At 52.5% G+C, this 20,771-nt stretch carries 13 protein-coding genes; all 13 read right to left on the bottom strand.

Going from position 1 to position 20,771, the window contains the following annotated elements:
- Positions 1 to 6 precede the first annotated feature (6 nt).
- The 13 genes from rpsG to Abor_RS11455 all read right to left on the bottom strand — a co-directional run bounded on the left by rpsG (position 7) and on the right by Abor_RS11455 (position 20,717).
- A complete protein-coding gene (gene rpsG, locus Abor_RS11515) occupies positions 7 to 483 on the bottom strand; it encodes a 30S ribosomal protein S7 (protein ID WP_048842042.1) in 477 nt (158 codons plus the stop codon).
- Positions 484 to 497: 14 nt separating this feature from the next.
- Positions 498 to 869 carry a 30S ribosomal protein S12 gene (gene rpsL / locus Abor_RS11510; protein ID WP_025826436.1) on the bottom strand — a complete coding sequence of 124 codons (372 nt, stop codon included), beginning with the start codon at positions 867 to 869 and terminating at the stop codon, positions 498 to 500.
- Positions 870 to 1,221: 352 nt separating this feature from the next.
- Positions 1,222 to 5,397 (bottom strand): DNA-directed RNA polymerase subunit beta', encoded by a 4,176-nt coding sequence (rpoC, locus tag Abor_RS11505; protein ID WP_048842041.1) that lies wholly within the window; start codon positions 5,395 to 5,397, stop codon positions 1,222 to 1,224.
- A gap of 105 nt (positions 5,398 to 5,502) precedes the next feature.
- Positions 5,503 to 9,675, bottom strand: coding sequence for a DNA-directed RNA polymerase subunit beta (rpoB, locus tag Abor_RS11500; RefSeq protein WP_048842040.1), 4,173 nt, complete (start codon positions 9,673 to 9,675; stop codon positions 5,503 to 5,505).
- Between the two features lie 231 nt (positions 9,676 to 9,906).
- Positions 9,907 to 10,281, bottom strand: a complete 375-nt coding sequence (gene rplL, locus Abor_RS11495; RefSeq protein ID WP_048842039.1) for a 50S ribosomal protein L7/L12 — start codon at positions 10,279 to 10,281, stop codon at positions 9,907 to 9,909.
- Between the two features lie 97 nt (positions 10,282 to 10,378).
- Entirely contained in the window at positions 10,379 to 10,903 is a 525-nt protein-coding gene (rplJ, locus tag Abor_RS11490) for a 50S ribosomal protein L10 (RefSeq protein WP_048842038.1), read from the bottom strand.
- Between the two features lie 290 nt (positions 10,904 to 11,193).
- Positions 11,194 to 11,886, bottom strand: a complete 693-nt coding sequence (gene rplA, locus Abor_RS11485; RefSeq protein WP_048842037.1) for a 50S ribosomal protein L1 — start codon at positions 11,884 to 11,886, stop codon at positions 11,194 to 11,196.
- A gap of 4 nt (positions 11,887 to 11,890) precedes the next feature.
- Positions 11,891 to 12,322: a 50S ribosomal protein L11 gene (gene rplK / locus Abor_RS11480; protein ID WP_048842036.1), complete on the bottom strand. Its 432-nt coding sequence runs from the start codon at positions 12,320 to 12,322 to the stop codon at positions 11,891 to 11,893.
- 137 nt (positions 12,323 to 12,459) lie between these two features.
- Positions 12,460 to 14,037: an efflux transporter outer membrane subunit gene (locus Abor_RS11475; protein WP_052946436.1), complete on the bottom strand. Its 1,578-nt coding sequence runs from the start codon at positions 14,035 to 14,037 to the stop codon at positions 12,460 to 12,462.
- A complete protein-coding gene (locus Abor_RS11470; protein ID WP_048842034.1) occupies positions 14,037 to 15,377 on the bottom strand; it encodes an efflux RND transporter periplasmic adaptor subunit in 1,341 nt (446 codons plus the stop codon). Before Abor_RS11470 ends, Abor_RS11475 begins: the two co-directional genes overlap by 1 nt.
- A complete protein-coding gene (locus Abor_RS11465; RefSeq protein ID WP_048842033.1) occupies positions 15,374 to 18,544 on the bottom strand; it encodes an efflux RND transporter permease subunit in 3,171 nt (1,056 codons plus the stop codon). Before Abor_RS11465 ends, Abor_RS11470 begins: the two co-directional genes overlap by 4 nt.
- Positions 18,545 to 18,673: 129 nt before the next feature.
- A complete protein-coding gene (locus Abor_RS11460; RefSeq protein ID WP_084594511.1) occupies positions 18,674 to 20,032 on the bottom strand; it encodes a sensor histidine kinase in 1,359 nt (452 codons plus the stop codon).
- Positions 20,019 to 20,717: a response regulator transcription factor gene (locus tag Abor_RS11455; protein ID WP_048842089.1), complete on the bottom strand. Its 699-nt coding sequence runs from the start codon at positions 20,715 to 20,717 to the stop codon at positions 20,019 to 20,021. The genes Abor_RS11460 and Abor_RS11455 overlap by 14 nt, the downstream gene beginning before the upstream one ends.
- Between the last annotated feature and the right edge of the window lie 54 nt (positions 20,718 to 20,771).

Below are 20,771 nucleotides of genomic sequence, written 5' to 3'. Positions count from 1 at the left end.
GAATGATTACCAACGATAGTGACTGAATGCTTTATTCGCTTCAGCCATACGGTGCGTATCTTCGCGCTTCTTAACAGCGGCACCACGGTTGTTAACAGCATCAAGCAGCTCGTTAGACAACCGGTCCTGCATGGTGTTTTCGCCCCGCTTACGAGAAGCATCAATCACCCAGCGAATAGCTAGCGCCTGACGACGCTCTGCACGGACCTCAACAGGCACCTGGTAGGTCGCACCACCAACACGGCGGGAACGAACTTCCACTGCAGGCTTAACATTATCCAGAGCATTGTGGAACAATGCTACCGGATCAGCTGAAGCTCCACTGCGGCGCACCAGCACCTCAAGAGCTCCATATACAATCCTCTCCGCAGTGGATTTTTTGCCATCATACATCAGGGCGTTCATGAAACGCGTGATGACAATGTCTCCAAACTTTGGATCAGGAAGAATCTCACGCTTAACAGCGCGGTGACGGCGGCTCATACCTTAACCTTCCCTTACTTCGGACGCTTAGCGCCATAAAGCGAACGCCGCTGGCGACGCTTTGCGATACCCTGGGTATCGAGAACACCGCGAAGGATATGGTAACGCACACCCGGCAAGTCTTTTACACGACCGCCGCGGATCAGCACGACACTATGTTCCTGAAGGTTATGGCCTTCACCCGGAATATAGCTAACCACCTCATAGCCGTTTGTCAGACGCACCTTTGCAACTTTACGCAGTGCGGAGTTCGGCTTTTTAGGCGTCGTCGTATAAACACGGGTGCAAACACCACGTTTCTGGGGGCAACTCTGCAGTGCTGGCACTTTGTTGCGCTTAACCGCAGGCTTGCGCCCCTTGGCAATGAGCTGGTTGATGGTCGGCATGCGCCTTTCCCGATCCTTACACAGTTCGGTCGGCTAACCTTGTTATTGGCTGCCGACTGTCATTTGAAAATCCCATCAGGCAAAACGCCTGTATGGGGCTATGTTGACATCCGGCACTACTTCCTACCGGAAGGCAACCGCATGCTTTACAGAGAATTACGATTTACCCCTGCCCCTGCAATGGAGCGGAGCTGAGGGCTGCTAAGTAACCCTGAGCCTAACGCAAGTCAAGCCGCACAACGCGATTCTGGGGAGTTTTCGGGGGATAACTCTCTCTATAATTAAAAAAGGGACTGAAGCCGAAGCTTCAATCCCCTTTTTCAAGTCTCACCTTACGGTTTGAACTGGTAACTTATTCAGCCGCTGATGACCGACCAACACGCTGCCGGTCTTGAGAGGCTGCAATCGCCCGCAAGCGATTCATAACACTCCCCGTACCAGCCGGGATCAAACGACCCACAATCACGTTTTCTTTCAGGCCGTTCAAGCGGTCAACCTTACCTGCTGTCGCAGCTTCGGTCAGGACACGCGTGGTTTCCTGGAAAGACGCGGCAGAGATGAAGGACTGTGTCTGTAGAGAAGCCTTGGTAATACCCTGTAGCACCGGCATAGCCAATGCAGGACGCTCACCAGCGTTCAGGCACTTCGTGTTCTCAACATCAAACTCAATCCGATCAACGGTTTCACCAATCAGGTATGTTGTATCGCCCGGCTCCAGAATTTCTACTTTCTGAAGCATCTGACGCACAATAACCTCAATGTGCTTATCGTTAATCTTCACGCCCTGCAGACGGTACACATCCTGAATTTCGTTTACGAGGTAGTCGGACAGAGCCTCAACCCCCATAACTTTCAGAATATCGTGCGGTACGCGGGGGCCGTCAACCAACGGGTCACCCTTTTCAACAAAGTCACCTTCCTGAACGGAAACGTGCTTGCCTTTAGGGATCAGATATTCGGTCTCTTCACCCGTCTCATCGTTTTTCACGATAACACGACGTTTAGACTTGTAATCTTTCCCGAACTCAACACGCCCTTCCATCTCAGCGATGATGGCATGATCTTTCGGGCGACGTGCTTCAAAGAGTTCTGCAACGCGCGGCAGACCACCGGTAATGTCACGCGTTTTAGAACCTTCTCGTGGCAGACGGGCCAGAACGTCACCGGCATGCACTTCTACGCCATTTTCAATGGTCAGCAGTGTTTCAGGTGACAGGAAGTAACGCGCATCGTTACCGTTATCCAGCTTCACCACATCGCCGTTTGCATCTTTAAGCTGCACACGAGGACGCAGATCAACACCCTTACCTGCCTGTTTATAGTCAACCACCACTTTAGAGGTCAGGCCGGTCACTTCGTCCATACGCTCAACGAGGGTAATGGAGTCAATAAGGTCAAGATACTCGATCTTACCGGCTTTTTCCGTGATGATTGGCAGGGTGTAGGGGTCCCACTCAGCCAGTTTCTGGCCACGGGCAACCGTTTCCCCATCAGCAGTCAGCAGGCGAGCACCGTAAGGTACGCGGTAGCGTGCTTTTTCTGCACCGGTTTCATCCGTCAGCAGAATTTCACAGTTACGCGCCATCACGATGGGCACATTTTGCGAGTTATGCACAACGTTACGGTTACGGATCACCACCTTCCCATCGCGGGAGGCTTCGATCATGGACTGTTCAGCACCACGCTGGGCCGCACCACCAATATGGAAGGTACGCATGGTAAGCTGTGTACCGGGCTCACCAATGGACTGTGCAGCAATAACACCAACTGCCTCACCAATGTTCACCGGCGTACCGCGTGCAAGGTCACGACCGTAGCAATGGCCACAGACCCCTACCCGGCTGTCACAGGTCAGCACAGAGCGAATGAAAACAGACTCAATGCCAGCGTTTTCAATACGCTCAGCATCAGCTTCTTCAATCAGTTGGTTACGTGCAACAATGACTGCGCCTGTCGCTGGGTCAACAATATCCGCAGCCGCTGTACGACCGAGAATACGCTCAGACAGAGACGCAACAACTTCACCGCCGTCGAGCACGGCACGTACTGTCAGACCGCGTTCAGTACCGCAATCTTCTTCAATGATGATGCTGTCTTGCGCAACGTCAACCAAACGACGGGTCAGGTAACCAGAGTTAGCAGTTTTCAGCGCGGTATCAGCAAGACCCTTACGTGCACCATGGGTAGACGTAAAGTAATCGAGAACCGACAAGCCTTCTTTAAAGTTGGCAATAATCGGCTGTTCAATAATCTCACCAGATGGTTTGGCCATCAGACCGCGCATACCAGCAAGCTGCTTCATCTGAGCCGGTGACCCACGCGCACCAGAGTGGCTCATCATCCACACAGAGTTGATTGGCTTACCAATTTCCTGACGGGAAATTTCCTTGGTCATAGCCGCTTGAACTTCGTCTGTGCAACGTGACCAAGCGTCAACCACTTTGTTGTAGCGTTCGCCAGCGGTAATCAGACCATCCTGATACTGCTGTTCAAACTCTTTCACTTCAGCAGCGGTACGATCAACCAGTACTTTCTTTTCGGCTGGAATGATCATGTCATCCTTACCGAAAGAAATACCAGCTTTAGCAGCGTGGCGGAAACCAAGTGCCATCAGACGGTCACAGAAGATAACTGCTTCTTTCTGGCCGCAATGACGGTAGACCGTGTCAATAACGTCAGACACAGCTTTCTTGGTCAGCTGTTTGTTAATGAGCGAGAACGGAATGGCTTCGCTTTTTGGCAAAATTTGAGCGATCAGCACACGGCCCGGTGTTGTTACAACCGTTTCGTATGTTTTCTGGCCGTCTTTAATAGCTTCAAAGCGGGCACGAATTTTATCATGCAGCTTCAAAACACCAGCGTTCAGAGCATACTCAACTTCACCGATTGAAGAGAAAGACGGAGCGCCTTCTTTTACCAATGCACCGGTTTCGTTGTCGTATTCGTTACGGTCTGGCGTTGCTGCAAATTCCGGTACTTCAAGGCTCAGATAATACAGACCCAGAACAATATCCTGAGATGGCACGATAATAGGCTTACCGTTTGCCGGGCTCAGAATGTTGTTGGTAGACATCATCAGCACACGCGCTTCCAACTGGGCCTCAAGGCTCAGGGGTACGTGCACGGCCATCTGGTCGCCGTCAAAGTCGGCGTTAAACGCAGTACAGACAAGCGGGTGAAGCTGAATAGCTTTCCCTTCAACCAAGATCGGTTCGAACGCCTGAATACCAAGACGGTGAAGTGTTGGCGCACGGTTAAGCATAACCGGATGTTCGCGGATAACTTCTTCAAGAATATCCCAAACTTCCGGACGCTCTTTTTCAACCATACGCTTTGCAGCTTTAATGGTTGTAGCGTGGCCGTACTTTTCCAGCTTGGAGTAGATGAACGGCTTGAACAGTTCCAGCGCCATCTTTTTGGGCAAGCCGCACTGGTGCAGCTTCATTTCCGGGCCAACCACAATGACCGAACGGCCAGAGTAGTCAACGCGTTTACCCAAAAGGTTCTGACGGAAGCGACCCTGCTTGCCTTTCAGCATATCAGACAGAGACTTGAGCGGACGCTTGTTGGCACCTGTAATAGCACGGCCACGGCGGCCGTTATCAAACAGGGCGTCAACAGCTTCCTGAAGCATACGCTTTTCGTTACGCACGATAATATCGGGCGCACGCAGCTCCATCAGGCGTTTAAGGCGGTTATTACGGTTAATAACACGGCGGTACAGGTCGTTGAGGTCAGACGTTGCAAAACGCCCACCATCAAGCGGTACCAATGGGCGCAGTTCTGGTGGGATAACTGGCACATAGTCCAGAATCATCCACTCAGGGCGTGAGCCACTTTCAGCGAAAGCTTCAATCAGCTTGAGGCGCTTAACAAGTTTTTTGCGCTTAGCTTCTGAAGTGGTTTCCTTCAGTTCCTGACGCAGTTCAACTTTTTCAGCATCACAATCGATGCGTTCCAGCACCTTCTTGATCGCCTCAGCACCGATACCGACTTCGATACCTTCTTCGCTATACTCGTCCATAACGTCGAGATACTGCTCTTCGCTCAGCAGAGAATACTGCTTAAGCGGAGACGTACCGGGTTCAAGAACAAGATAGTTTTCGAAGTAGAGAACTTTCTCAAGGTCTTTGAGCGTCATATCGACCATCAGGCCGATACGGCTAGGCAGAGACTTCAAGAACCAGATATGGGCAACAGGGCTGGCAAGCTGAATATGACCCATGCGTTCACGACGCACTTTAGCCAGCGTAACTTCAACGCCACATTTTTCGCACACAATACCGCGGAATTTCATCCGCTTGTATTTGCCGCAAAGGCATTCATAGTCCTTAATTGGGCCAAAAATGCGTGCGCAGAAAAGACCATCACGCTCCGGCTTGAATGTCCGGTAGTTGATTGTCTCGGGCTTCTTGATTTCGCCGAATGACCAAGACCGGATCTGCTCTGGTGATGCCAGTTGGATCTTGATCTGATCGAAGGTCATCGCCTGGCCGGTCTGGCCAAGAATTTTCATGAGTTCATTCATGTGCCGAAGCCCCCAAAGGGAAATGGGGTGCCGGAATATTCATTCCGGCTGCCCCTTTAAAATAAAAACGAAGAACGGTGCCAAAGCGTGTCTTTGTGCTCACCTTTACTCGGCTCCCTGCTCCAGTTCAACATTCAGACCCAGAGACTTAAGCTCTTTGATCAGAACGTTAAAGCTTTCTGGAATACCAGCTTCAAAGTCATCTTGCTCACGCACAATGGCTTCGTACACTTTGGTACGCCCAGAAACGTCATCCGACTTTACAGTCAGCATTTCCTGAAGCGTGTAGGCTGCACCGTATGCTTCCAGTGCCCACACTTCCATTTCCCCGAAGCGCTGACCACCGAACTGAGCCTTACCGCCCAGTGGCTGCTGGGTAACCAGAGAGTATGGCCCGATAGAACGAGCATGGATTTTGTCATCAACCAAGTGATGCAGTTTGAGCATGTAAATGTAACCAACGGTGGTTACACGCTCAAACGGCTCGCCTGTGCGCCCATCAATCAGCTGAGACTGGCCAGATTTATTGACCCCTGCTTTTTCAAGCATGGCTTCAATGTCTGGAATAGATGCACCGTCGAACACCGGGGTTGCAATCGGCACGCCTTTGCGCAGGTTGTTACCCAGCTCTACCAGCTCGTCATTGCTCATATTTGCAATGGCTTCGCTGTAGATTTCATCGCCGTACACGTCTTTCAGACGGTCAAGCAGTTCTTGGCGTTTTTCACCATTGCGCTGGTAATCATCAACCAGATCACCAATGCCGCGGCCAAGGTTTGCACAGGCCCAGCCAAGGTGTGTTTCCAGAATCTGACCCACGTTCATACGTGAAGGCACACCCAGTGGGTTCAGCACGATGTCAACAGATGTACCATCCTCAAGGAAGGGCATATCTTCAACAGGCACCACGCGAGAAACCACACCCTTGTTCCCGTGACGACCGGCCATTTTGTCACCTGGCTGAAGCTTACGCTTCACGGCAACAAACACTTTGACCATTTTCATCACACCGGGTGGCAACTCATCACCACGCTGGAGTTTTTCAACCTTGCTTTCAAAGCGAGCCTGAATTTTCTGCACAGAGGCGTCAAATTCACGACGTAGCGTTTCCAGCTCAGCCATAACAGCGTCAGAAGCGACAACAATATGGCGCCATGCACCACGGGGCTGTTCGTCAAGAACTTCATCCGTGATTTCTGTACCAGAGCGAATACCTTTGTACCCGGCACCTGCAACCTGACCCAGCAGTTTTTCACGCAGACGGCTGTAGAAAGAACGTTCCTGAATGCCACGTTCGTCATCACGGTCTTTGGACAGGCGATCAATTTCAGCCCGTTCAATAGCCATTGCACGTTCGTCTTTGTCCACACCACGGCGGGAGAACACACGCACATCAACAATGGTGCCTGTGGTGCCGGGTGGCAGACGCAGAGATGTGTCACGCACGTCAGACGCTTTTTCACCAAAAATGGCGCGCAGCAGTTTTTCTTCTGGCGTCATTGGGCTTTCGCCCTTTGGGGTTACCTTACCGATAAGAATATCACCGGGGTTAACTTCTGCACCAACGTAAACGATACCAGCTTCGTCGAGGTTACGCAGCGCTTCTTCACCCACATTGGGGATATCACGCGTAATTTCTTCCTGACCCAGCTTGGTATCACGCGCCATGACTTCGAATTCCTCGATATGGATCGAGGTAAACACGTCATCTTTCGCAATACGTTCGGAAATCAGGATGGAGTCTTCGAAGTTGTAACCATTCCAAGGCATAAACGCGACGAGCACGTTACGGCCCAGAGCCAGTTCACCCAATTCTGTAGACGGACCATCGGCAATGATATCGCCCGCTTTAACCTGGTTGCCTACATGCACCAACGGACGCTGGTTAATACAGGTAGACTGGTTAGAACGAGAGTATTTACGCAGACGGTAAATATCGACACCTTGCGTAGAACCAGACGCATCGGTTGCACGCACAACGATACGAGCACCGTCAATCTGGTCAACAATACCATCGCGCTTAGCAACAATGGTTGCACCAGAGTCGTGTGCAACAGCGGCTTCCATACCGGTACCAACAAGCGGTGCATCAGAACGTACCAAAGGCACAGCCTGACGTTGCATGTTGGAGCCCATCAGTGCGCGGTTTGCGTCATCGTTCTCAAGGAACGGAATAAGCGCTGCCGCAACAGAAACAAGCTGCTTAGGAGAGACGTCACACGCAGTCACTTCGGTTGGCGGAACCAGACGGAAGTCACCACCACGGCGCACAGAAACCAGGTCGTCAGTCAAAGCACCATCAGCACTTTGCTTGGCATCAGCCTGTGCCACGATCAGCTTTTCTTCTTCCATGGCGGAAAGATATTTCCAACCATCTTGAAGAACGCCGTCTTTAACAAGGCGATAAGGGGTTTCAATAAAGCCGTATTTGTTCACTTTGGCATAAGTCGCCAAAGAGTTGATCAGACCGATGTTCGGGCCTTCTGGCGTTTCAATCGGGCAGATACGACCATAATGCGTTGGGTGAACGTCACGCACTTCAAAGCCTGCGCGTTCACGGGTCAGACCACCTGGGCCAAGCGCTGAAAGACGACGCTTATGCGTCACTTCAGACAGCGGGTTGGTCTGATCCATAAACTGGCTAAGCTGCGAAGAGCCAAAGAATTCACGCACAGCAGCGGCAGCAGGTTTAGCGTTGATCAGGTCATGCGGCATAACCGTATCAATATCGACAGACCCCATACGCTCACGAATGGCGCGCTCCATACGCAGCAGGCCAACGCGGTACTGGTTTTCCATCAGCTCGCCTACAGAGCGCACACGACGGTTACCAAGGTTATCAATATCGTCAATCTGGCCGCGGCCATCTTTCAGGTCGCACATGACTTTGATAGTGCGCAGAATATCTTCCTTACGCAGAACGCGCACGGTGTCTGGCACATCAACGTCAAGACGCATGTTCATTTTCACACGACCAACAGAAGACAGGTCGTAACGATCCATATCAAAGAACAGACCGTTGAACATAGCATCGGCGGTTTCAGCCGTTGGCGGCTCACCGGGGCGCATAACGCGGTAGATATCAATCAGCGCTTCATCACGAGAGCTGTTTTTGTCTACGGTCAGCGTGTTACGGATCCAAGGGCCATTAGCAGCGTCGATCGCCAGCAGCGGCAGCTCGGTAACACCGGCTTCTTCCAAAGCAGCAAGGCGTGCTTCGGTAATTTCTTCACCTGCTTCGCCGTAAATTTCACCGGTATCGTAGTTAACGATATCATGCGCGATGAAGCGCCCCAGAAGGTCGATATCACCAACCAGCACTTCACGGGTTTTTTCGGCAATTTTGCGTACAGCGCGTGCAGTCAGCTTTGCTTCAGCTTCAGCAACCACTTCACCTGTTTCTGCATCCACCAGCGGCGCAAGCAGTTTCAGGCCACGGAAGGCATCTGCGTCAAATGGACGTGCCCAACCTTTAGCGGTTTTGGTGAACGGCACGGTACCATAGAAGTAAGACAGGATTTCGTTATCATCCATGCCTTTGATGTCGAGCGCATCAACATCACCACCTTCTGCCAGCTTTGCTTTGCGTGCGGCAGCAGATCTTTCGCCTTCAAGTGCATAAAGTAGCGTTGTAACCGGCAGCTTACGCTTACGGTCAATACGCACATAAATGAGGTCTTTAGCGTCAAATTCGAAATCAAGCCATGAACCACGGTACGGAATAACGCGCGCTGCAAACAGGTATTTGCCTGAAGAGTGCGTTTTGCCTTTATCATGGTCAAAGAACACACCGGGTGAACGGTGCATCTGACTGACAATAACACGCTCGGTGCCGTTAATAATAAAGGTGCCGTTCTCGGTCATTAAGGGCATATCGCCCATATAAACCGGCTGCTCCTTAATATCACGAATAGAGCGTGACCCTGTATCTTCGTCTACATCCCATACGATAAGACGCAGAATAACTTTCAATGGTGCAGAGAAAGTCAGACCGCGCTGGATGCATTCTTCAACATCATATTTCGGCTCTTCAAATTCGTAGCTTACGAATTCAAGACGCCCCCGACCTGCGAAGTCGTTAATCGGGAAAACAGAACGGAAAACCTCCTGCAAACCTGTTGGTGTGCGCGCATCAGGCGACACATTCGCCTGAAGGAACGTCTCGTAAGACGCGCGCTGCACATCAATCAAGTTCGGCATCGGAGCGATTTCGGGGATCCGCCCGAAACTCTTGCGAATTCGCTTCCGTCCTGTGAACGATTTGGTGATTGCGTTCATCGTCGCTCCTGCCCCGCCCTTACTTACTCGGACCATCAGGCCTGCCGCTTACCCGCAGGCCTGATGGTCCGACCTTATTATGTAGGCCACACTCTATACCGAAGGAACCTTCGGCATCAAACCTGTATCAGATTAAGGAACCTGAAACAGGCAAACGGGCAGAGGCAAACACCCCTACCCGAAAACCTTTTCTCATCACTCTGCCACCAAAGCAGCAGACGCGTTGAGAACTTATTTGATTTCGACGCTTGCGCCGTTGTCTTCAAGAAGCTTCTTGATTTTTTCGGCTTCGTCTTTGCTTGCGCCTTCTTTAATGGTCTTCGGTGCGCCTTCAACCAGGTCTTTAGCTTCTTTCAGGCCAAGACCGGTGATGCCACGGATTTCCTTAATGACGTTGATTTTTTTGTCGCCAGCTTTGGCAAGAATCACGTCAAATTCGGTTTTTTCTTCAGCAGGAGCAGCGGCAGCAGCGGCTGGGCCAGCAGCAACAGCAACTGGAGCAGCGGCAGAAACGCCCCATTTTTCTTCCAGCAGCTTGGAGAGTTCAGCAGCTTCAAGAACCGTCAGAGCAGACAGTTCGTCAACGAGCTTGTTAAGATCAGCCATGATTAGACTTCCTAATATAAACACTGGTTTGCAAAGCACAACCCCCAACAAAAGAGGCCGGCCTTAAGAGAAACATACACCCGAATAGGTGCATGAGTTAGGCGGCTTCCGCCTCACCCGTTTTGGCATAGGCCCCAAAAACCCGAGCAAGCTGAGCAGCCGGCGCCTGAGTAACGCCAGCGATGCGCGTAGCGGGCGTGGAGATAAGACCCACGAGCTGCGCGCGCAGCGTATCCAGAGACGGCAGTTCGGCAAGAGCCTTAACTCCATCGGCGCTAAGCACCTGAGAGCCAAGAGAACCACCGAGCAGCACAAGCTTGTCATTGGTTTTGGCGAACTCGACGACCACCTTTGCTACTGCAACAGGGTCTTCCGCCCACGCAAGCGCGGTCGGGCCTTTAAGCAGTGGCTTAATGCCGTCGAACTGGGTCCCATCCAGGGCGAGAGTTGCCAGCCGGTTTTTCGCGACTTTATACGTTGCGCCCGCTGCACGCACTTTGCGTCGCAGATCCGTCACATCAGCCACGGTCAGCCCGTCATTACGGGTAACCACAACCATGGACGTTTCGGCAAACACGGCGGCAAGGGAAGCAATGAAGTCCCGCTTTTCCGTACGGTTCAAATCCCGTCTCCGTCTTGTTCTGTTTGGCGTAACACCAACGCAGAACGGGTTGCCCTATAGAGTTTTATGACCACCACAAAACTCTGCTCGCCTGTCCTTTAAACGGAACACCCGGAGCCACCGCAAAAACGATTAGCAACCAGCATCCCCATCTTACCACCCGCAAACCCTAAAAGGCTTATTAAGACATACGCCGCGTGCGGTCTCGGACAGGTCGGGACATTAGATTGCTCCAACACCCCTATGAAAACCACGCCTTAGCAAAGCCAAAGCGTGGCAACATTCAAAACTCAGCCAGCGAAAGCTGAGAGATCCAGCTGAACGCCAGGCCCCATGGTAGAAGACAGAGCAGCCTTCTTCATGTAGGTGCCTTTTGCGCCAGTTGGGCGGGCTTTCTGCACGGCATCAACAAATGCACGTACGTTTTCAGCCAGCTTAGCGGCATCGAAAGAGGCCTTACCAACACCAGCATGAACAATACCAGCTTTTTCAGCGCGGTATTCAACCTGGCCAGACTTAGCAGCTTCAATAGCGCCCTTAACGTCCATTGTCACGGTGCCAAGCTTAGGGTTTGGCATCAGACCACGTGGACCAAGGATTTTACCAAGACGACCCACAAGAGCCATCATGTCTGGTGTTGCAATGCAGCGGTCGAAGTTGATTTCGCCAGCCTGCACTTTTTCCATCAGGTCTTCTGCACCGACAACGTCTGCACCAGCGGCCTGAGCTTCTTCAGCTTTAGCACCGCGAGCAAACACGCCAACGCGCAGAGTTTTACCTGTGCCATTTGGCAGAGACACAAAACCACGAACCATCTGGTCAGCATGACGCGGATCGATACCCAAGTTCAGGGAAATTTCGATCGTTTCGTCAAACTTAGCCGTAGCATTACCCTTAACCAGAGCAATTGCTTCGTCCAGACCATAAGCCTGAGTGCGGTTTACTTTTGCCTGAGCAGCGGCGTGACGCTTATTGGTAGCCATGCTCTCAGCCCTCCACCGTCAGACCCATGGAGCGTGCGGAGCCAACCAGCATCCGAACTGCACCATCGATATCGTTGGCGTTCATGTCTTTGAATTTCTGCTCAGCAATCTCACGGAGCTGATCCATGGCCACCTTGCCAACAGCAGCACTTTTACCAACAGTCTGGCTGCCTTTAGAAATTTTAGCAGCTTTCAGCAGGAAGTACGTGTTCGGCGGGGTTTTGGTGATGAAGCTGAACGTACGGTCTGCATAAGCGGTAATAACGACCGGAATCGGCATACCTGGCTCAAGACCCTGGGTCTTGGCGTTAAATTCTTTACAGAACTGCATGATGTTCAGACCGCGCTGACCGAGCGCTGGACCTACTGGTGGTGAGGGATTAGCCTTACCAGCAGGAATCTGAAGCTTGATGTAGCCAACAACTTTTTTGGCCATATCCGGGACTCCTTTTGTTGAACCCAGACCGCGGTTTACGGCACACTCCGCGCCACACAAGGCATGGCACGAGTCAAACCTCCCGCGTTCCGATTGGAGTGCCGCGCTTACCGGGGCAACACTCCACTGTCAAGGGGTTAGGGTGTTTTTTGTTCCCCAACAAGGTTAGCTGCGGCCGGGTCTGCCTGCGTGGTAATACCCGCCACAGGCGCTGCATGCCGCAGATTACCGTACTGAAGTGGGTGGAAGGGCATAATTTCATTAGACTTGGGCAATTCAGCCCGAGACCAACCGCCGCCTAAGGCCCGGATAAGCTCAACGCGCGCATCTACCGCACGGGTTTGCACCTGCACCAGCGCAATACGTGCCTGCAATGCCGCCACCTGCGCCACCACCACGTCCAGATAGTTGGTGAGACCACCTGTATAAAGCGCCATGGTCATGTTCTGGGTGCGTAAAGCAGCGTCAACCGCGTTACTTTGCTGCGCGGCCTCGGTTTTCAAGCGCGTTGTGCGTGTCAGGTTATCTTGCACCTCCTGAAAGGCGCTAAGAACCGTTGAGCGATACTCATCTTCCTGCTGCCGGTACTGCGACCAGTTACGCTGCAACTCGGCACGCCGCAAACCGCCTTGGAACAACGGCATAAGCGCCTGCACCCCAAACTGGTACATAGAGTTAGAAAGCGATGCCAGATCGAACCCTCTATCCATAAAACCGGTCATGGCATTGAAGGTTACGTGCGGGTAGAAGGCCGCACGAGAAACACCAATAGCCCTGTTAGCTTGCGCCATACGCCGCTCAGATGCCGCAATGTCTGGCCTGCGCTCCAGCAAAGTGGCGGGTAGCGCCACAGGGGGCTGTATTTCTGTAAAATTAAGGCGCGTGGTAGGCGCAATATGGAAGGTAGCGGGCGCCTGATTAACCAGCACCGCTATGGCATGCTCCATAACCTCGCGCTGGGTTTGAATGTCTGTCTCTTGCGCTTGGGTTGTATAAAGCTGCGCTTCTGCACGAGACACGTCCATACCCGGAGCAATAGCCCCAGCCAGACGCATTTTGGTAACCTGCACTGCGGTTTGGTAGTAGCGTATGGAATCACGGTACACAGCACTTTGCGCATCTAGCCCGCGCAGCACCACGTAGTCACTTGCCAGTTCGGCCTGTAGGCTCAAACGCGCCAACGCATAATCTGCTGCGGCCTCTTCTGTGCGCTGCTTGGTCATGCGCACTCTGTTACGAATAGCCGACCAGAAATCAGGCTCCCACGTTGCCGTAGCCGAATATTGCTCGGACGACATATAAATAGGCCCCTGAGAGGTACCACCCCGCCAAAGCCTATGTCTGGAGCCTTTATACTTCTCACCCCCTGCCCCGCCATTAAGCTGCGGGTAAAGGTGAGACTTGGCTTCCATTGCCACATCCCGCGCCTGCATGAAGGCCTCTGCCTGTGCTTGCAGGTCTGGGTTTAGGCGCATGGCCTGTGCTTCAAGCTGGTTTAGCACCGGGTCGCCCAGCATTGTCCACCAATCTGAGCGTATAGCGGCATCAGACGGACTGGCGGCCTTTAATACGCCCGTGTTGCCCCAGCTTTCAGGCAGTTTAAGCGGGGTTGGCTTGTAGCGTGGGGCCATATCACAGCCAGACAGCATAGTTGCCAACGACAACGCGACAACCAGCCCACCACGCCTTAAACCACGCTGCTGCGTGTTACGCATCATTGGCGGCCTCCGGCTTCTGGTGGGGGCGCGTTATCTTCTGGCATAGCGCGTGTGTCGTCTTTGGCGTGGCTGTCGTCTGCGGTAGTGGCTTTGGCAGCAGGCTCCGGCTTTTTGCTGGGCATGTTATACCCCGGGGTACCCTTAACAACCCGCACCTTTTGCCCATCAAGCAAACCGGCAGAAGGGTTGTTAATAATACGGTCTGTCTTTTTTACACCGCGCAGAATTTGCAGCGTAGTACCAAGGTTAGTCCCCACCGTAACGTTAACCAAATGCACATGGTCTGAATCATCTACCACAGCAACCTGTGTGCCCTCTGCCCGGAAAACCAGCGCGCCTTCTGGCAAAATAAGCATATCGGGGTCGCCCGGTGCTTTAAAATGCGCCGTGGCGTAAGAGTTAGGCCACAACTCACCAGACTTGTTGTCTATGGTCAGTTCTGTGGTCACGGTACGGGTAGACGCATTAAAGGCTGTAGCCGTAGCCAAAAATTTGGCTTTAAACGTACGGTCTGGATATTGCGGAATAGACAGGTCTGCCTCTAAGCGGGGGGAGATAATATCGGCATAGTCTTGTGGCACAGCCACAAACACACGCATGGCGTGTACGTCTGCTACGCTAAACAGTTCTGTTGCATTGCCGCGCGCATCAACATCACCCCGGCCAGCATTTACGTAATCACCCACGTCTGCAAAACGTGAGGTCACAATGCCATCAAAGGGGGCAACAATACGCTTAAACCCCTCTAGGGCTGCAAAGCGCTCAACCTCATGTTCAGCCGCTTCTACCTGAGCTTTCTGGGCTTCAGCGTTGGCAGCCTGCACGTCTACTTCCTGCTGGGAAACAGCTTGGGTACCTTGCAAGGCTTTCCAGCGTTTGGCGGTTATCTGGGCCAGTTTATAACGGGCCTGCGCAACATTCAGGTTCGCTTTGGCCGCTGCATATTGCGCGTCCAGACCGGGGGTGTCGATTTCGGCCAGCATATCACCAGCCTTAACCTGCGCCCCAAAGTCTTTGTACCACATTTTTACGTAGCCAGAGACCTGCGCGTAAATAGGTGCTTGATACCACGCTGCAATATTAGCCGGCAGCGAGAGCTTACGCTCATTTGGGCCCGGCTGCGGGTAAATAACCTGCACCGCAGGCGTTGCATTTACCGCTGTTTCTTGCGCCAAATCCATGTAGTGGGAGTGCCGCTGGACAATACCCACTACCGCCAAAACGCCCGCAACCCCAGCCACAATAATAAGGCCCAGTTTACGCCGGTTAGCTGGCGGAGGGTTTTGCGTGCCATGAACGCCGTTTTGGTCATGACTGCCGTTATTCTGCGCGCTCATGCGCTTTCTCCCTCTACCGTCGTCTCTGGTTTTTTACGGTTATGCAGCATGGCGAACACACACGGCACAAACAGCAAGGTAGCCACAGTAGCCACCAAAAGGCCGCCCATAACCGCCTTACCCAGCGGTGCGTTCTGTGAATTACTAATAGACATTGGCAACATACCAATAATCATGGCCGAAGCTGTCATAAGCACTGGCCGAATACGCTCAAACCCGGCCTCAAGCGCTGCGGCAATGGCATCACCATGTTCTTCCAGCCGCTCTCGCGCAAACGATACAACCAGAATGGCATTAGCCGTAGCCGTACCCATACACATAATAGCCCCCGTAAGCGCAGGCACAGACAGGGTTGTATGCGTTAGGAACAGGCTCCATGAAATACCGGCCAACGCACCGGGAAGCGCTGTGATAATAATAAACGGGTCAAGCCAAGACTGGAAGTTAACCACAATAAGCAGGTAAACCAGCAGCACAGACATGGCCAAACCACCCAGCAACTGGGCGTAGGCACTGTTCATGGTTACGGCCTGCCCGCGCACTTCTAGTGTCGAGCCACGCGGTAAGTCTGGGCGTATTTCATCAACAATACGCCCCACTTCACGCGAGACCGTGCCAAGGTCTATGCCTTCGTTTGTGGCATAGATGTCAAACACCGGCATAATATTGTAATGCGAAATTTCGCCCGGTGTTCCAATTTGCTCGATATGGCTTAACCCACCCAAAATTTGCGGGCTTTGGCCATTTGAGTTGCCGTCCCCTTTATCAATGGGGGTCAGCTCCAGGTCGTTCAGGGTTTGCAGGAAGGTGGCGGGCGTTTGAATATCAATCAGATGCGACACACCTGACTTCGTATCCAGCCAGTACACCTGCCCCACCTGAGAACTACCAGACAAAGACACAAGGGCGTTGTTCGCAATGTCAGATTCCGTAATGCCCGTACCTAATGCGTAAGTACGCCGCGCATTAACCCTAAGTGTAGGAGTGGTCATGGGTTGTTGTACGGAAATATCGGTAAGGCCGGTTACATGGCGCAGGCGGTCTGCCAAGCGGTTTGCAAACCGGAAGTTTTCATTCAGGTTCCGCCCAATAATCTGCACATCTATAGGGGCAGGTAAACCAAAGTTAAGAATTTTAGCTGTCAGGTCACCCGGCAGGAACGAAATTTGCGTGCCAGGAAATTTCTCACCTAAATTGTGGCGCAGCAGTTTGCGGTATTCAGCCACCGGAGAGTCTGCATCTTTAAGAGACACCGTAATATCGCAGTCTTGCGTGCCAACCGTTGGGGTTGGAATAAAGGCCTGATTAAGCGGGCTAAACGGCAGGCCGCAGTTATCAACAATACTTTCAACCTGCCCAGAGAGTGTGCGCTCAATTTCGTCATTAATAAGCTGCGAAATTTTACCTGACTCAGACAGTTTGGTGCCAAGTGGCGCGCGCATATGAATGGCCATGGCATCTGAGTTAATTTCGGGGAAGAAGTCTTGCCCCACAAAAAACAACAGCCCCAAAGACCCCAGTGAGCAAAGCACAAACACCGGCACAAACGTAGCCCGCACGCTCACCAAATGTTTAAGCAGTTCATGGTAAGAATGCCTAAACTGCTCAAATTTACGCTCAAACCCCTTTTGGAAGCGCCCAAAAATGGTTTTTGGTTCTTGTGGGCCATGGGCGTGTGCCGCCACCTGCGCTGCCAGCATATATTTGGCCATTGTTGGCACCAAAGTACGCGACAGAATGAAGGAGGCGATCATGGCAAAAATGATTGCTTCTGCCATGGGCATAAACAACCAGCCCGCAACACCCGTAAGCTGGAAAAGCGGCATCCAGACAATACAGATACACATGGTCGAGACAAAAGTGGGAATAACAATCTGGTTGGCGGCATCAATAATGGCCGTTTCCAGATCTTTATCCATCTCAAGGTGTGCATCGATATTTTCGATCATCACCGTGGCATCATCGACCAAAATACCCACGGCCAGCGCAAGACCACCAAGGGTCATAACGTTAATGGTCTGCCCAGCCCAACCAAGCCCAATAATGGAGCACAGCATAGCCAGCGGAATAGAGGTGGCAATAATAACGGTAGAGCGCCAAGACCCCAAAAAGAGCAGCACCACAAGGCCTGTCAGGCAGGCTGCGGTAAACATTTCGCGCAGCACGTCCTGCACGGACTCTTTCACGAAGGTAGAGGCATCGTTCAGCACCTTAATGCTGACCCCCGGCGGCAACGTTTTAACAATGCCGGGCAAAAGCTCCTTAACGCCAGACACAACCTGAAGGGTTGAGGCATCACCGCTTTTCATCACCACAATCAACACACCTTGCTGGCCTTTAACCAGCACAAGGTTGGTTTGTGGTGGCCCGCCTTGGTGCACCCATGCCACGTCTTGCAAGCGCACAACGGCGTTCCCCACTTGTTTAATGGGGATCATGTTCAACTCATCAAGCGCGCGGGGTGAGGCGTTGGTCTGCACCATCCAGTCAAACGTGCCAATGCGCTGGTCACCTGCGGGTAGCACAATGTTCTGGCTGTTTAACGCTTTTGAAACATCAACAGGTGAGAGCTTGTGGGCCAGCAATTTAATAGGGTCGAGATCGACCATAATATTGCCGGGCTGCCCACCGTAAGGGTTAGGAATAGCCGCCCCCGCCACAGACACAAGGGCCGGACGAATGAGGTTGGAAGACATATCGTAAATCTGAGACGCGGTCATGGAGGTGGAAGACACCTGCAACGTAATAACCGGCACAGAAGACGCGTTATACGTTAAAACCAGCGGCGGCGTAGAGCCGGTGGGCATTTGCTTAATAACCGTTTGCGACACAGAGGTAATCTGTGTTTGCGCAACGGCTGTATCCGTACCCGGCTGGAAGAAGATTTTTACAATACCACGCCCGTAATAAGACTGGCTTTCAATATGTTCAATATTGTTAACCGTGGCGGTCAGTGCACGTTCGTAATAATACACCACACGGCCAGACATATCTTCGGGCATAAGGCCCGTATACGTCCAGACCACGGCCACCACCGGAATCTTGATGCTCGGAAACACGTCCGTTGGTGTAGAAAATATCCCTCTGATGCCAAACACCAAAATAAGGATAGAGAGAACCACGAACGTATACGGCTTTTTAAGCGCCGTAACGACAATTTCATTCATGTGCGTTACCCCCGGCAAGCACACACAAAAGGCTGCATCCAGATGAATCGATCATGACTCTTTGAGATACAGATATCCCGCAGGTGCGCCAATAAAAATGCTTTTAATGAAACGCTGACTCCGTGTTCGTCATGAAAATGTCACACGAAAGCAGGTTCCTAGGCCATTTTTTCCTTCCCCTACCAAAACGGTTGCATCGTGCAACTGCGCAATGGCCGAAACCAGACTAAGCCCCAAACCACTCCCGGGCACATGCCTGCTTTTGTCTGAACGGTAAAAACGCGACAGCACAGCCTGTCGCTCTTCTGGCACAATACCAATGCCGGTATCTGTCACACTTAAGGAGGCTTTGCCCCCCTGCCGCGTAACCGCCACCGTTACATGCCCGCCTTCTGGGGTAAATTTAATGGCGTTATCAACCAAATTGACCAACAACTCTATTAGCAAGTGCCGGTCACCATCTATGTTTACAGGGGCAAGGCCTGCTTGCGTGAGCAGATGTATGCCCTCCGTCTCGGCAATGGGTTCGTACAGATCAACAACATCGGCTATCAGTTCAACCAAATTAACCGTGCCAAACCCGGCTCTGCGGCGGCTGCTTTCAATTTCGGCAATACGGAGCAGCGCGGTAATAATACCCAAACACTGGTCTAGCTCATCAACTGCGCGGGCTACAGCGCCTTCTAGTGCATCACCCGCGCTACCGGTTGAAAGTGCACGCTCCAGCTTTGCCCGCACGCGAGAGAGAGGGGTGCGGAGGTCGTGGGCAATATCGTTGCCCACTTCGCGCATACCGTCCATCAGGCTTTCAAGCCGGTCAAGCATACGGTTTACACTACCGGCAAGGCGTTCAAGGTCGTCTCGTTCTTTGCCCGCTGGCAGGCGTTCATGAATATCACCCGCCATAATAAGGTCTATGGCTTCGTGCATGTCTTTAACACGAGACAGCGCACGGTGGCTCAACACCATACCCAGCAGCAACGCAAACAGTAGCGTTGGCACCGCCGCTAAAAACGTGGCATGCCGCAGCATAAGTTTTTGCTCTGCCAGCAAATGAAAGCTACGGCCAAGCACCAGAATATTACCATCTGACAGCGTAACTGCCAGCAAGCGTAAAGGGTATGGTGCCCCCTCTTCTGGGTAAATTTCTATGTTGTGGGGTTTGCCATCAGCCTTGAGGCCCCGCGGCCAAACGCGCAGGTCTCCGGTTATAAGGGCATGGCTTGCGTCAAACAAACCCGCACTACTTATAACCAGCCGCATATCATCTGTGGCGCGTTTGCGAATAACATATTCCAAATGCTCTGGCGTCATACGGGCCAGCAGTTCAGCCTCGCCGCGCAAAAGCGTGGTAGAGCGGTGCGATTCAACCGCTTCCATTTGGGTATAAACCAGCCCAAACTGCATCACCATAACCCCAGCCATGGCGGCAAGCGCCATAAGCGTTAGGCGAAACGCGGCTGTTCTGAAAAGGTCAGTCAGAAACACAGAGCTGGAACCCGGTGCCACGAATACTTTTAATCAGTGGCTCCTCACCGGGGGCATCTACTTTGCGGCGTAGCTTGCCTATATGCACATCAACCAAGTTGGTGCGCGGTATAAAACGGTACTGCCACACATCTTCCAGCAACATTGAACGTGTGAGCACTTGGTCTGGGCGGCGCATCAAATATTCCAGCAAGCGGAACTCACGCGGGAGCAACTCAATCTCGCGTTCACCCCGCCAAGCGCGGCGCTCTATCAAGTCCATCTCAAGCGGGCCAACCCGCAATTTGGTGCTGCGTGTGTCATCTGGGCGGCGCAAAAGTGCCTCAACGCGCGCCAAAAGCTCTTCCATGGCAAAAGGCTTGGTCAGGTAATCATCGCCCCCTGCTTTCAGCCCTGTTACACGGTCATCAACAGCAGAAAGGGCAGACAATACCAAAACAGGCGTGCGTATACCGCGTTGGCGCATGGTTTCTATTACGCTCAGCCCATCTAGGCCCGGCAGCAGGCGGTCTACCACCATAACATCAGCCTCGCCCGCCAAAGCAGCCGTTAGCCCGGCGTCACCTGTGTCACGGTGCATCACCTGCAAACCGTGGCCTGTCAGTTCGGCAACAATTTCTTCGGCTATTGTGCTGTCATCTTCAATTAAAAGCACGCACCCACGGGCAGCAAGGTCTGTTTCCATGCCTTCTTTCTCCTGCCGTTTGTTCTGTGTTGTCTCGTCGTCCATGATTTACTC

It is taken from the genome of Acetobacter orientalis, assembly GCF_000963965.1.
In the GTDB taxonomy this organism is placed as follows: Bacteria; Pseudomonadota; Alphaproteobacteria; order Acetobacterales; family Acetobacteraceae; genus Acetobacter; species Acetobacter orientalis.
This window is presented reverse-complemented; position numbering and strand designations above follow the sequence as displayed.

Coding starts and splice junctions, on each gene's coding strand:
- rpsG (WP_048842042.1), bottom strand. CDS start 483: ATGAGCCGCCGTCACCGCGCTGTTAAGCGTGAGATTCTTCCTGATCCA.
- rpsL (WP_025826436.1), bottom strand. CDS start 869: ATGCCGACCATCAACCAGCTCATTGCCAAGGGGCGCAAGCCTGCGGTT.
- rpoC (WP_048842041.1), bottom strand. CDS start 5,397: ATGAATGAACTCATGAAAATTCTTGGCCAGACCGGCCAGGCGATGACC.
- rpoB (WP_048842040.1), bottom strand. CDS start 9,675: ATGAACGCAATCACCAAATCGTTCACAGGACGGAAGCGAATTCGCAAG.
- rplL (WP_048842039.1), bottom strand. CDS start 10,281: ATGGCTGATCTTAACAAGCTCGTTGACGAACTGTCTGCTCTGACGGTT.
- rplA (WP_048842037.1), bottom strand. CDS start 11,886: ATGGCTACCAATAAGCGTCACGCCGCTGCTCAGGCAAAAGTAAACCGC.
- rplK (WP_048842036.1), bottom strand. CDS start 12,322: ATGGCCAAAAAAGTTGTTGGCTACATCAAGCTTCAGATTCCTGCTGGT.
- Abor_RS11475 (WP_052946436.1), bottom strand. CDS start 14,037: ATGCGTAACACGCAGCAGCGTGGTTTAAGGCGTGGTGGGCTGGTTGTC.
- Abor_RS11470 (WP_048842034.1), bottom strand. CDS start 15,377: ATGAGCGCGCAGAATAACGGCAGTCATGACCAAAACGGCGTTCATGGC.
- Abor_RS11465 (WP_048842033.1), bottom strand. CDS start 18,544: ATGAATGAAATTGTCGTTACGGCGCTTAAAAAGCCGTATACGTTCGTG.
- Abor_RS11455 (WP_048842089.1), bottom strand. CDS start 20,717: ATGGAAACAGACCTTGCTGCCCGTGGGTGCGTGCTTTTAATTGAAGAT.